The organism is Chryseobacterium sp. 22532 (assembly GCF_052044665.1).
Lineage (GTDB): Bacteria > Bacteroidota > Bacteroidia > Flavobacteriales > Weeksellaceae > Chryseobacterium > Chryseobacterium lathyri.
In genome coordinates, this window is sequence record NZ_JBQENJ010000001.1 from 308,389 (window position 1) to 321,430 (window position 13,042).

The following is a 13,042-nucleotide window of genomic DNA, read 5'->3' on the forward strand; positions in this document are numbered from 1 at the left end:
TACGATCAATCCTTAGTTAGTTTTTTTTAATCATGATAAAGCCGGTACAGAGATGGTCTGTATCGGCTTATCTTTTTTAAGAATAAATTTTTTTAAATGCATTTTCAATCCAAAAACTATTCATGAAAAAGCTGATTTTTTAAAATATTATATTATTTATTTTTACAAAAAACGCCAATCATGTTAGTTAAAATTTATGGAAGTGCCATCTTCGGAGTAGCAGCACAAACCATTACTATCGAAGTAAATGTAGACACGGGAGGAGTAGGATACCATCTCGTTGGGCTTCCCGATAACGCCATTAAAGAAAGCAGTTACAGAATCTCTGCTGCCCTGAAAAATGTAGGATACAAAATTCCCGGTAAGAAAATCACGATTAATATGGCGCCTGCAGATCTTAGGAAAGAAGGTGCTGCTTACGACCTCTCCATTGCAATAGGGATTCTTGCCGCTTCAGATCAGATTCTTGCCGAAAATATCCATCAGTATGTTATTATGGGTGAGCTTTCCCTTGATGGAAGCCTGCAGCCCATAAAAGGAGTGTTGCCAATAGCAATTCAGGCACGTGAAGAAGGTTTTAAAGGAATTATACTTCCTAGGCAAAATACCCGTGAAGCAGCAATTGTAGACAACCTGGAAGTTTATGGAGTAGAAAATATCAAAGAAGTAATTGATTTTTTTAACGAAGGAAAGCCTATTGAAAGAGTAATACTGGACACCAGAAAAGAATTTCAGGAAAAAATGAATGATTTTCCATTTGATTTTTCCGAAGTCAAGGGTCAGGAAACAGCAAAGAGAGCGATGGAAATAGCCGCTGCAGGTGGGCACAATATTATTCTCATTGGCCCTCCGGGAAGTGGAAAGACAATGCTTGCCAAAAGAGTACCGGGTATTCTCCCTCCATTAACCCTGAAAGAAGCTTTAGAAACAACAAAAATACATTCTGTAGCCGGTAAAATGGGCGCAGAAACGTCTCTCATGACCGTGAGACCCTTTAGGTCGCCGCATCACACCATTTCAGACGTTGCATTAGTAGGAGGTGGCAGTTATCCCCAGCCTGGAGAGATCTCGCTTGCGCACAATGGTGTTTTATTTCTTGATGAGATGCCTGAGTTTAAAAGAACCGTTTTAGAAGTGATGAGACAGCCTCTTGAAGACCGTGAAGTAACAATTTCCAGAGCCCGGTTTACCGTAAACTATCCTGCCAGTTTTATGCTGGTGGCTTCTATGAATCCAAGTCCCAGTGGTTTTTTTCCGGACGATCCGGGAAACACCTCATCCGTTTACGAAATGCAGCGGTATATGAATAAACTTTCAGGTCCATTATTAGACAGAATAGATATTCATATAGAAGTACAGAAAGTTGAGTTTGAACAGCTGGCAGAAAAAAGAAAAGGAGAAAAAAGTTCAGATATTCGGGAACGGGTACTCAAGGCACGCAATATTCAGAATGAACGCTATAAAAACCTCAATATCAGCTACAATGCTCAGATTGGCCCTAAGGAAATTGAAGCATTCTGCGGGTTGGATGAAGCCTCTATGCATCTCATTAAACTTGCTATGGAAAAGCTGAATCTTTCAGCAAGAGCTTATGACCGTATCCTGAAAGTGGCCAGAACTGCAGCCGACCTGGAGGGGGCCGAAAATATATTATCCCATCATATCTCAGAAGCCATACAGTACAGAAGCCTGGACAGGGAATTTTGGAATGTGTAATCATGAAATTCTCAATATGGTTTCGTAAAATACATTCTGGCTTATTGAATGTTTCCTCCATTTTTGTTGATCAGGAAAATGCTATTTCTCCTGTTTTCTTGACCTGATTTTACTAGATTTTTGGCTTAAATCATGTATTGTAATACTTAAATCACTGTTTGGAGAAAGTTTATGATTATTTATTTCTTTATCTCAAATATTATGTTAAATTTGATTACCAAATTTTTAAAAATATTGCATTATGAAATAGAAATTAATAAACCGGATTTAAGTCAATCAATTCTGACTAACGATAGGCAAAGAATGTATAGCATTTTTTGCAGCTAATATGTACTAGGCTGTTTTATACAGGCCTAAAGCTCTGCCATAATGCAGTTCATCTGAAACTATTATCACCAAACAAAACAAAAACTAATATGCCGAATACACTATCAACGCCGTCGGGGCAGCCCGCTGGTGTACCGATCCTTTTATCCTCTGAAGACAGAGAAAGACTTCTCAACGATTTCAACAAAACAAATTGGGACTATCATAAAGAAGAAACACTGGTCTCTCTTTTCAACAACCAGGCACTCCTTCATCCCGAAAATCTGGCTGCTGTTTATCAGGACAGCAGGATCAGTTACCGTGAGCTCGATCAGAAAAGCAACCAACTTGCCAATGTGCTGTTAGAGAAAGGAATACAAGAAGGAATGTTTGTCCCCGTATGGCTGGACCGTTCTCTCGAGTGGCTGGTTGCCATTTTGGGCATTTTGAAGACAGGAGCAGCTTATGTGCCTATTGATCCTGCTTATCCTGTAAAACGTGTAGAATACATCCTTGCAGATACCTCAGCGGGAATACTTATTACAGATACTCAGCGGGGAAATTCACTGGTAAAAGGAATTAACGCTGAAATTTTTTATCTGGATAATGCAGAAAGCCTGTCTCATTTACCTGCTGAACTGCCTGATCTTACTATATCTCAGGATGCATTAGCCTATACCATCTATACATCCGGATCAACAGGCAACCCTAAAGGGGTCATGATTTCTCACCATAGTATTCAACATTTGGTTACATGGCACAACCAGTACTTTCATGTTGATGACACATCACACCTAACCCTTGTTGCCGGATTAGCATTCGACATCTCCGTATGGGAAACTTGGTCAGCGCTTATTGCCGGTGCCGTATTGTATATTGCCGGCAATGAAGATAGAGTAGAAGCTTCAGAGCTTGTGAATTTTTACCGTAGAAACAGCATTACCCATGGATTTGTCCCTTCTGTTCTTGCTCCTTCCGTTGTTGAAGAAACACGAAAGTATAATGACCTTGACCTTAAATATCTTTTCACAGGAGGAGAAAAACTTAAGCCTGTACTTACCAGCGAATTAAGTTATGAGTTAATTGATTATTACGGTCCTACCGAATGCACGGTTTATGCCACTTTCAAAAAAGTTAAAGATATGAATGGGCAATATGTTTCTTCAATAGGAAGGCCAATAGCCAATGCACAAGCTTACATTTTAGGAGAAAACAGCGAACTTTTGCCAGTAGGAGCCGTAGGAGAGCTACATATAGGAGGAAATCTTTTGGCTAAGGGTTATCTTAATAATGAAGAGCTCACATCTTCAAAATTCATTAACAGCCCATTCAGGGAGAACGAAAAGCTATACCGTACCGGTGATCTTGCCCGCTGGAAGTCAGATGGAGATATTGAATTTTTAGGAAGAATAGACAATCAGGTGAAAATTAGGGGCTTCCGTGTGGAATTGGGCGAAATTGAACGCTGCCTTGCCCGTTTGGAAGGAATACAGGAAGCAGCAGTCATTACAAAAGATCATGGAAATAATAAATATATTGTAGCCTTTGTCATAGTAAAGCCCGGTGCAAAAGCAGACGCTGCATGGGTAAGACAACAGCTGAAAGAAGAGCTGCCCGGTTATATGATTCCGGCTCAGATCATCAATGTTGATAAAATACCACTCACGGCCAACGGAAAAACAGATGCCAATTTGTTAAAAGAACTCGCAGATAAAGAGGCAAAAGAACTGATTTCTACAGAACCTCCTACCAATGAAACCGAAAGAATTATAGCAGATATCTGGGCTGAAGAACTCGAACGACCGGTGATTAATATGACAGATAATTTCTTTGATATTGGTGGAAATTCACTCCTTGTCGCTATAGTTGCAACCGCCCTGAATTCAAGATTGGATACCAAGGTTTATATGAGAGATATTTACCAGTTTCCGGTCCTTAGGCAGCTTGCCAATGAATTGATCACCAGAGCCAATGAAACCCGTGAAGCCATTCCGAAAGAAGATGTAGAGCCTTATATAGCCCTTCAGCAGGATGTTTACCTGGCTCCGGAAACTGTTTTTGCAGGCGGTTTCGATCCTAAACAACTGGAAAATCCTAAAACCATATTTCTGACCGGGGTTACCGGATTTGTCGGTATACATTTGCTTCAGGAACTTTTGGATACCACATCAGCAGATATTTACTGTCTGGTAAGGGCTCAGGATGAATTTCATGCAATGGAAAAAATTGACAGCTGCTATAAACAGTATCATATCGATAGAAAAGAAGAGCAAAAGCCGAGAATCATACCTGTAATAGGAGATCTGTCCCTTCCGTTATTAGGGTTTTCTGAAGACCAGTTCAAAAAACTTGCAGGAATACTGGATCTTATTTACCACTCTGGCAGCTCCGTTAATTTTATAGAACCTTATTCTTACATGAAAGCTCCGAACGTAGAAGGGTTAAGAGAAATCATAAAACTTGCCGGTGCCGAAAGAACTAAGTGTCTTGCCCTGCTATCCACTATTTCGGTCTACAGTTGGGGACATGTTTTTACCGGGAAAACCGTGATGATGGAAAGCGATGATATTGCTCAGAACCTAATGTCTGTAAGTAAAGATATCGGGTATGTAAGAAGCAAATGGGTAATGGAGGCGGTTGCAGATCTTGCCGCTAAAGAAGGTCTTCCTTTAATTACCTACCGTCTTGGCTATGCCATGTGCCACAGCGAAACGGGTGCCAGTGCTCCTTACCAGTGGTGGTCAGGTCTTGTGAAAAACTGTGTTGAATTTAAATCTTATCCTTTGCTCACTGAACTAAGAGAAGGACTGATCACAGTAGACTATATGACCAAATCTATGGCCCATATCACAAAAAGTAAAGAGGCGATCGGTAAAAAGTTTAACCTGATCGCAAGACCGGAAACCAATCTTACCCTGGAAAGTTTCTTTGGACTCCTGAAGAAGTATTATCCGCTTACTCTTGAAGGTCTTCCCTACAAAGAATGGAGAAAGCAGTGGGAAGATGACAGCCGGAACCGTTTGTATCCACTTACCAGCCTCTTTAAAGATAATATGCATGAAGGGCTTTCCACGGTGGAATTATATCAGAACACCTATGTCTGGGACTGTTCCAATGTTATTCAGTTTTTGGAAGGATCTGGTATTGAGGAGCCTGCATTTGATAAGAAGATGCTGGATGCTTATCTCAAATATTTAGGAATTCCGGTGTAGAAATCTTTGAAATAATAGGGCCGGGATGTATGCCCGGCTTTATTTATATGCCCTTTTTTCCACTCAAAATCATTTCAATCATCCTGATCTTTCTGGTTTCTCTGGTTTCAGGCTTCTTCGCTTCCTCTATCCAGCGGATGTATTCTTTCCGGTGAGTATAGCTCATTTTGTCGAACAGGTTCTTTGCATCGGGATTTTCATTAAAAACAACGGCGATGTCATTTGCAATTTCAACAATTCTTTCCTCCTGATCTTCAAGAAGGCTTACAACAATCTCATCGCCAAATGTTTTCCCCAACTTCTTTCGGATTTCCTGTGTTAGGCCTAAAATATGACAGTCAGATTTCATTTTAGCAAGGCTTCCACGGTATTCGACCTTATTGTCAAATAGGGCTTTGATCTTTACCTGTCCTTTTTTACCGAACAGGTCTTCCGTAGAAAAAGGAAACTCTACAAAAGCAGCATTCAGATTACCATTCTGTTTTATAATTCCGGTAAATTCTATTTCTTTTTTCATCATAGGTATTTAAAATTCAAAAATAAAAAAAACCGTGAACGCAAATTCACGGTTTTAAAAATTTATCAGAAAAAGATTATTTTACCTTTTTTGTTTTCTTAGGCATTTGAGTAGTTCCTGAATTTTTAGACTTCGTATCAGGAGGTGTATTTTCTCCTCTTACAAGCTTTAATTCATCGATCAGTCTTCTTGCTCCTGCATATTTGTCGATTGTCCAAAGAACAAAACGTACGTCTACGTTAATTGTTTTCTGCCAGTCCTGTTCAAATACAATATCACCGCTTAATGCTTCGCTGTTTCCATCGAATGCAATACCGATAAGGTTTCCGTCTCCATCAATAACAGGAGAACCTGAGTTACCACCTGTAATATCATTGTTAGAAAGGAAGTTTACAGGCATATATCCAGCAGCATCAGCATACTGTCCGAAATCCTTAAGATTATAAAGGTCGATCACTCTTTGAGGAAGATCGAATTCTTCATCACCTTTCTTGTATTTTCCTACAAGACCGGTCATATCAGTATAATAGTTGTCAGTAACTCCAAAGTAGTTTCTGTCATTTCTTACAGGAAGTTTATCTACTGTTCCGTAAGTTAATCTCATGGTAGAGTTAGCATCAGGATAGAATTTTTTCTCAGGCATAGCCTTCATTAATCCAGCTAAGAATAGACGGTTGTTCTTGTTGAAGTTATCGTCAACTTTAGAATACTTCTCCATGCTCATTTTCTGGTCAGCAACAATTCCGTTCGCGATTTTCCAAAGCGGATCAGCATCAAGTTTCAATGCATCTGGGTTTAATAAGAAATTCGTAGCAGAAGTCTTATTGGCAAAAATTGAAGAATAGGCTACATTAGAAAGAGTCTTAGAATCCAATCCTAAAATAGTAGCAGATGCCACCTCTTTATTGGTCACTCTTGATTGGTAAAGTCCAGCCATAGAAGCTAGCATTTCTCCCTCCAGAGAAGGATTGAAGTTTTCATAAGCTTCTTTGATTGCAGTTTCGGTTTTAGCTTTCATCGCTAATCTTCCTTGCATATCCTGAGCAGAATAAGCTTTAAGAACAGATCCTACCTGTAAAGCAAGAGTGATATATTTTGCATTTCTTGAGAACTGAGAAGCGTAGTTTCTTTCAACATTTCTGTCGGAGACCTGCTTGTAATAAGCGCCGATATCTTCTAAAATACCATCATATTCTGCGTTTCCTGGCAATGCAGACCATTTTCTGTAAGTATCCTCAATCTTTTGTTTGTCGGCTATCGTTCCGTTTTTATCTACCGCATCAATAGTTCCCTGTCTGTTTTTCCAGTAGTTGGCTACAGAAGCATATTGAGACGCATAGTTAAGCTGAGTCGCCTTATCCTTGTCCATATACTTTTTCATAACATCCATAGCAAGTTTGGAAGCTTCTACCCAAGCCGGATAGTCTTTGTTTACCATCTGCTGAATTCCGTAAGATGTAAGGTAACGGTTGGTTCTTCCAGGATATCCTAAGATCATAGAGAAATCTCCAGGCTTGATCCCTTTAAGAGAAACAGGAAGGAAGTGCTTAGGCTTCAAAGGAACATTGCTTGGTGCAAATTCTGCAGGGTTACCTGCTGCATCCCCGTATACTCTGAATACCGTGAAGTCAGCAGTATGTCTTGGCCATTCCCAGTTATCTGTATCACCTCCGAATTTACCCAATGATGAAGGTGGTGCACCTACCAATCTGATATCTTTATAATCCTGGTATACGAAATAGTAGAATTCATTTCCATTGAAGAAATCTCTTACCACTACTGTATATTTTCCGTTTTCAGAGTTTTCAGTCTGGATTGCTTTTGTTTCAGCATCAATAACTGCTTTTCTTTCTGCTCCGGTCATATTGTTGTTTAGCTTGGAAGTGATTCTCTGCGTAGCATCATCCATTCTAACTAAAAACCTTACATAAAGATCTTTTGCATTAAATTCGTCCTTCTGCTTCATAGCCCAGAATCCGTTTTTAAGATAATCTTTCTCCGGAGTAGAAGCGGCAGCTACGGCACCATAACCACAGTGGTGGTTAGTGAAAATAAGTCCTTTGTCAGAAACAATTTCCCCGGTACAAAAACCCCCGAAGCTTACGATAGCATCCTTTAAGCTTGAATTGTTTACTGAATAAATTTCTTCAGGTGTCAAATGCAGTCCCTCTTTTTGCATGTCGACCCCGTTAAGTCTTTTGATGAGCATTAACAGCCACATCCCCTCATCCGCCCTCATCTGAGCAAAGCCCAATAAGAAAGTGAACAGTAGAAATAGTCTTTTCATTTTATAAAATAATTTTTGTGTCGCTAATTTACTAATTTTTACGATATTCTGTCCCGGAATGGTATGAAAATGGAAGGATAATCCCCATGAAAAAAATACTTGTATCATTTTTTGCCGTTTTGCTATTAGGAGCTGTGGTCAGCTGCTCTTCAGTCCCGCAAAAAAATCCGAGCCTTCAAAGACAGTGGATGCTCATTTCTTTTGATCAATTTTCTAAAGAGGAATTAGTCAGAAATAAGGCAGAGATCAACCTCACAGGCATAATGGAAAAAGGAAAAATAAAAGGAGGAGCCAATATGGGGTGCAACAGCATGTTCTTTACTGCAGAATTTAAAACCAATGGAAAAGTGAAGATCTCAGGAGTAGGGAGCACATTGAAGGCCTGTCAGAATATGGAACTGGAAAACGCTTTTATCCAGAAATTTGATAAAATGACCAATTATTCCATAGAAGGGCATTTCCTTACTTTATCCGATGACAATGGAAACTCTATGAAATTTTTGGCCGCAGATTGGGATTAAGAATATGGTTTGAGTGATCAAACTTAAATTTTGAAGATTTTAAATAAACCATAGATCTGAAATATAAAAAGTCCGCGCTGGAGCGGACTTTTGCTTGAAATCTGGTTATGGGTTATCAGTTTTTTGGGATTGTTTTCTTTATTTCTTCTAAGGTCGCCGTATTGGGCAGACCTATGACATTACTATTTGTGTTCCTGGAATTCACGGTACTGGTTCGGGATGCCTGCCTGTTGGGAATAGAGGCTTTTATTTCTGCTAAAGTGGCCGTGTTAGGTAGTAATTTCCCCGAAGTATTGTTTGAATTGGATGGCTGGGATTTTACTTCCTGGCTTTTCGCTTCAAGACCCTGTTCTGAAGCCAATACGGATACGTTTTGCTTTTTAGGAGCATTTTCCTGGGACACTTTTGCCAGCTGGGCTTCCCGTTCTCTGAGCTGTTTCACAATCTGGGCCTGATCTTCAGATTCAGAAGCTTTCTTATTTTCCTGAGCATAAACGGATACGCTTAATGCTAAAAATGCAGTGATATATAGTAATTTCATGATAATTTATTTAATATTAACCAATATCTGGATTTTTCCTGTTTCATTCTGATTGTAATCCTGGAGAGCCTTTCCGATCACCTGTCCTATTTTTACCTTTTTAGGGTTGGCCTTCATGGCTGTTCCGGATTTTGATGACGTTACCAAAAGATCACCTCTTTTAATTTTTCCGCCTTCCAGACATACTTTGGTCGGAATAACTCCAATCACACCCATTGGTACTTTACCGGAAATGTCAGAATCAATATGTTCTTCAGTAAGAAGTACTCCCGGTTTTGTCGCATATACTCCTGCTACAAGCGTAGAATAAGGCTTAGAAGATCTTTCAACGGTTCGGTCCGTATCTGTAGAAATTACAAGAATATCCCCGGTTTCATACTCAGAAATACTCCCTTCCACATCAAAGACTTCGGCAACGTCTGCACCACTACTTTGGGTACCACCATTAAAAAAACCTTTTCCGGTTTTATCGATACGGGCTACGTTTACTGAGGCACTTTGGAATACAGAAAGATTTCCCGACGGCCCCTGATGGTTGACAAGCAGGGTAGATCCGGTACCAGTTGTCGTTACATGAACCACCGGCTGCCCGTTGGCATTATTAAAGTTGGCGAATCTTCCCGCTTTACCTGTACCAAAATTAGGAATAAAGCCTGAAATTGCATTGCCATTTCCATCACATGATGCTTCCACACCATCGCCTGTACCTCCGGCATTGGCGGTAATACCATTCCCGCTGCCTTCTGTGATTGCCAATAAAGCCGGCCCACTGCCGCCTGCGTTAGAGGAATAAAATAAACCTCCATACCCTCCGGTACCTGAAGAAATACCATAAATACCGGCAGTTCCGAAATTAGCAAACTGCGAATTTACTTCCCCTTTCACGGCGGGAGAGGTACCCGTTACCTTGTCTACTTTAAAATTTCCAGCAGTACCATTACCTACTGTGGTTACCGTTATTACATCGCTTGTATTGGCATCATTAAAGATGTTAAATCTTCCTGCACGCCCGGTTGAAAAAGTTGGAACCCATGCATACAGAGCGTTTCCGGCTCCATCAATATTGGTTTCAACACCGTTTCCGTCCTTACCCGCGTTGGCGGTGATGGCATTTCCGTTTCCATCAGTTAAAGCAATTAATGCAGCGCCGTTTCCTGCAGGATTTGACGCATAAAATAATCCTGCACGTCCTCCTGTTCCTGAGGAAACCCCAAAAATACCTGCAGCACCAAAGTTTCCGAAAATAGTATTCACTTCACCCCTTACTGCCGCTCCTACACTGTTTGTATTATCAACTAAGAAAGAAGCTGCATTACCCTGGGTATTATCCGGAATATTTCCATTACCGTTGGTTTCTACCTCAAATACATTATTGATTTCGTTGGTGGCATTAAAATTTTCAAAACGTCCTGCACGTCCTTTACTGTTGTTTAATCCTACCTGTCCTAAAACTCCGACAGCCGTTCCGGTTGTGTTGGTCGCAACAAAACCCCTTACACCATAACCTCCACCATCATTACGTCCTACTACAGCCCCGGCAATATCACTGGTTGTCCTGCCGACTACCGCTTCACCGGCTCCGTTATTATCACCTATTATACCTGCAGAGGTCTGTGCACTTGTAATGCCGTGCAACGCGAATCCGGCCCCTGTAGAACTGCGTACTCCGGCCCCGTTTCCGGTAGTGGTTACATTCACCACTGTTCCGTTTCCGACACTAGAAACATTGAGGGCGTTGTTATTATTGGCATTGTTGAATATTGATATACTTGCAGGGATTCCGTTATTACTGGTTGCTGTAAGCCCGGTTCCTGTATTACTGTTGGCATATACTCCGGTTCCGTTGGCACTTGCATTTCCATAGACCCCTAATCCGTTAGGCGTAACACCGTAAACTCCCCAGCCGCTTCCATTCTGACTTCCCCAGACACCAACTCCGAGCCCTCCGGTTCCATTGTTGATACCCCGGACACCACTGGAAAATCCGCCTGGTGCCACGTTGTTTACAATACCCCGAACTGAAGCAATGCTGGAAGTAGTTGTATTGTTGATGCCTTCCACGGAAGTTCCGTCTCCGTCATTGATCAGCGAAAATAGAGTAGATGCATTATTTATTGTATTGGTATAAGGAATTGTGAAACTTCCGCCTGTTCCGCCAGCAGACTTAGCGTACATAGCATAAGGTACGCTTAATAGCTGGCTTGTTCCTGTTATCGTGTAATTGGTACCTCCGGCGGGATCGGTTTCTGTTTTCAGATAATAGTTCCCCGTTGGCCAGTCTATGGTAGAAAAAGTTCCCGAAAGCACGGTTCCTGTCCCTATTTCCATGCTGATAAGTCCATTGGCGTTTGTGTTTCCGGTCAGTCTTTCGGAATAGACCAGTGTTCCGGCAGGAGAGCCCTGCAGTACACTTACTTTAACAGCAATGCTTTGATTGATCAGCAGCTGACCGGATCCGTTTCTCATAATGGCCTGGTAGCTCATTTTTTCCGGAGCCTGGGCATGCCCTAAAAAGAGGCCGAGCATGATCCCCAGAGAAAGTAATATTTTTTTCATGGCTTATTTTTTTATGACTTTAAAGGTTTTTAAATTTTCTCCATTCTGATTGATTCTGATAATGTAAACCGCAGAAGGAAGAGAAGAAAGATTAAGTTCGGACTTTGGCTGTGAGATCACGTCCTTTATGATCAGTTTGCCCTGAGCGTCGAACAGCTGATACTCCGATCCCTTATACGGAACAGAAGAAAAATCTATGTACAGATAATCTCTGGTAGGATTCGGATAGAGTAAAATGCCTTCTTGCTTTGTTGTGGTTTCGCTGGCAGAAAGTGTCGTGATTTCATAAGCCTGCTGTACGCCTTCCAACACCTGAGAGCCTGCTCCCTTGTACATATAAGCTATCTGACCGACACTGTAAGAAACCGAGCCGTTGCCTCCTGATGCATTTGTTCCTGTGGCCAGAACTGCCGATTGGGCACTCAAAATACTGACGGAAAAGGTGAACAGAATGAGAAAGAAGCAGTGAATAGATGTTCTTTTCATGTTAAATATTTTTGTGGTTATTAATTGGTTATCCAAGTTTTCAAGAGAAAATTTGTGAACACTAAATTACCACATATCGCAACCGGATTGAAGGAAAATAGACTAACGGTCAAAAAAATCGACCAACGGCATTTTATAGTAAAAATGTTGGTATTCAGTCGTTAATGGTTAAGGAAGGACAGACTTTCTTTGTAAGTTCTGCCTATGGGAAGCCTGATCTGATGGATCAGTTCTATTTCATGGCTGTTTTTTCCGCGGATGAAATGACGAGGTACGGCATAGCTGCGATGGATTCTTATAAAAGAATCGAAGAAGCTATTATGAAGGAGGTTTCCCAGGGAATCTAGAACACAGTGTTTCTTTTCATGCGTAACAAGCCGGGTATAGTCTTTTAAAGCTTCGAGGTAAAGAATATCGGTAAGTCTGACTTGAGAAATGTTACCGTTTTCTTTTATCTTAATACAGTTTTCACCGAGAATAGCATCGAAGCATTCGCATTTTTTTTTCATTTCAAAAAAATTGAAAACTTTTTCTATGGAATGCTGGAAACGTTCTGCTTTAAGGGGCTTTGTTACAAAATCCAGGGCATCAATTTCAAATGCTTCTGCTGCCAGCTCCGGTTGGGAACTTACGAAGATGCAGACGGGAATCTTATAGGCCAGTTTCCTGAATTCCAATCCGCTCATTCCGCTAAGCCTAGTTTCGCAGATCAACAGGTCGATTGGGAATTCCAGATGGGGAACTGCCTTTTCCGTCGAATTAAAAGACGCAACAATCTCTATATTATCGTACTGCCTGACATGATGCTGGAGAACCAGTCTGTCCAGTTCATCATCATCAATAATCATACATTTAATATGGGAATTCATGATCTTGGTGTTAGTTTTTACAATATTTGTA

General features: G+C 40.8%; 9 protein-coding genes. 3 read left to right on the forward strand and 6 right to left on the reverse strand.

What is annotated here, in order from left to right; genetic code table 11:
* The first annotated feature begins 180 nt into the window (after positions 1-180).
* Together ACTJIV_RS01575 and ACTJIV_RS01580 are read left to right on the forward strand one after the other, a co-directional pair.
* Positions 181-1,716 carry a YifB family Mg chelatase-like AAA ATPase gene (locus tag ACTJIV_RS01575; protein WP_440625196.1) on the forward strand — a complete coding sequence of 512 codons (1,536 nt, stop codon included), beginning with the start codon at positions 181-183 and terminating at the stop codon, positions 1,714-1,716.
* A gap of 416 nt (positions 1,717-2,132) precedes the next feature.
* A complete protein-coding gene (locus ACTJIV_RS01580; protein ID WP_440625198.1) occupies positions 2,133-5,234 on the forward strand; it encodes an amino acid adenylation domain-containing protein in 3,102 nt (1,033 codons plus the stop codon).
* Positions 5,235-5,277: 43 nt separating this feature from the next.
* Here ACTJIV_RS01580 and ACTJIV_RS01585 read toward each other — a convergent pair whose 3' ends face one another.
* Both ACTJIV_RS01585 and ACTJIV_RS01590 read right to left on the reverse strand, forming a co-directional pair.
* Positions 5,278-5,754, reverse strand: a complete 477-nt coding sequence (locus tag ACTJIV_RS01585; protein WP_440625200.1) for a DUF1905 domain-containing protein — start codon at positions 5,752-5,754, stop codon at positions 5,278-5,280.
* A gap of 73 nt (positions 5,755-5,827) precedes the next feature.
* Positions 5,828-8,038, reverse strand: coding sequence for a S46 family peptidase (locus tag ACTJIV_RS01590; protein WP_111954408.1), 2,211 nt, complete (start codon positions 8,036-8,038; stop codon positions 5,828-5,830).
* Positions 8,039-8,124: 86 nt separating this feature from the next.
* On the opposite strand from ACTJIV_RS01590, the gene ACTJIV_RS01595 reads away from it, so the two are divergent.
* Positions 8,125-8,559 (forward strand): META domain-containing protein, encoded by a 435-nt coding sequence (locus tag ACTJIV_RS01595; protein WP_440625202.1) that lies wholly within the window; start codon positions 8,125-8,127, stop codon positions 8,557-8,559.
* A 115-nt stretch (positions 8,560-8,674) separates the two neighbouring features.
* On the opposite strand, the gene ACTJIV_RS01600 is transcribed toward ACTJIV_RS01595, so the two are convergent.
* From ACTJIV_RS01600 to ACTJIV_RS01615, 4 genes are all read right to left on the reverse strand, one after another.
* Positions 8,675-9,100, reverse strand: a complete 426-nt coding sequence (locus tag ACTJIV_RS01600; protein WP_440625204.1) for a hypothetical protein — start codon at positions 9,098-9,100, stop codon at positions 8,675-8,677.
* Positions 9,101-9,106: 6 nt separating this feature from the next.
* Positions 9,107-11,656, reverse strand: coding sequence for a beta strand repeat-containing protein (locus tag ACTJIV_RS01605; RefSeq protein ID WP_440625206.1), 2,550 nt, complete (start codon positions 11,654-11,656; stop codon positions 9,107-9,109).
* A 3-nt stretch (positions 11,657-11,659) separates the two neighbouring features.
* On the reverse strand, positions 11,660-12,142 hold the full coding sequence (locus ACTJIV_RS01610) for a T9SS type A sorting domain-containing protein (protein WP_111954201.1): 483 nt from the start codon (positions 12,140-12,142) through the stop codon (positions 11,660-11,662).
* A gap of 161 nt (positions 12,143-12,303) precedes the next feature.
* Positions 12,304-13,011, reverse strand: coding sequence for a LytR/AlgR family response regulator transcription factor (locus ACTJIV_RS01615; protein WP_111954203.1), 708 nt, complete (start codon positions 13,009-13,011; stop codon positions 12,304-12,306).
* Positions 13,012-13,042: the final 31 nt, after the last annotated feature.

Coding starts and splice junctions, on each gene's coding strand:
- ACTJIV_RS01615 (WP_111954203.1), bottom strand. CDS start 13,011: ATGAATTCCCATATTAAATGTATGATTATTGATGATGATGAACTGGAC.
- ACTJIV_RS01590 (WP_111954408.1), bottom strand. CDS start 8,038: ATGAAAAGACTATTTCTACTGTTCACTTTCTTATTGGGCTTTGCTCAG.
- ACTJIV_RS01600 (WP_440625204.1), bottom strand. CDS start 9,100: ATGAAATTACTATATATCACTGCATTTTTAGCATTAAGCGTATCCGTT.
- ACTJIV_RS01580 (WP_440625198.1), top strand. CDS start 2,133: ATGCCGAATACACTATCAACGCCGTCGGGGCAGCCCGCTGGTGTACCG.
- ACTJIV_RS01610 (WP_111954201.1), bottom strand. CDS start 12,142: ATGAAAAGAACATCTATTCACTGCTTCTTTCTCATTCTGTTCACCTTT.
- ACTJIV_RS01575 (WP_440625196.1), top strand. CDS start 181: ATGTTAGTTAAAATTTATGGAAGTGCCATCTTCGGAGTAGCAGCACAA.
- ACTJIV_RS01605 (WP_440625206.1), bottom strand. CDS start 11,656: ATGAAAAAAATATTACTTTCTCTGGGGATCATGCTCGGCCTCTTTTTA.
- ACTJIV_RS01595 (WP_440625202.1), top strand. CDS start 8,125: ATGAAAAAAATACTTGTATCATTTTTTGCCGTTTTGCTATTAGGAGCT.
- ACTJIV_RS01585 (WP_440625200.1), bottom strand. CDS start 5,754: ATGATGAAAAAAGAAATAGAATTTACCGGAATTATAAAACAGAATGGT.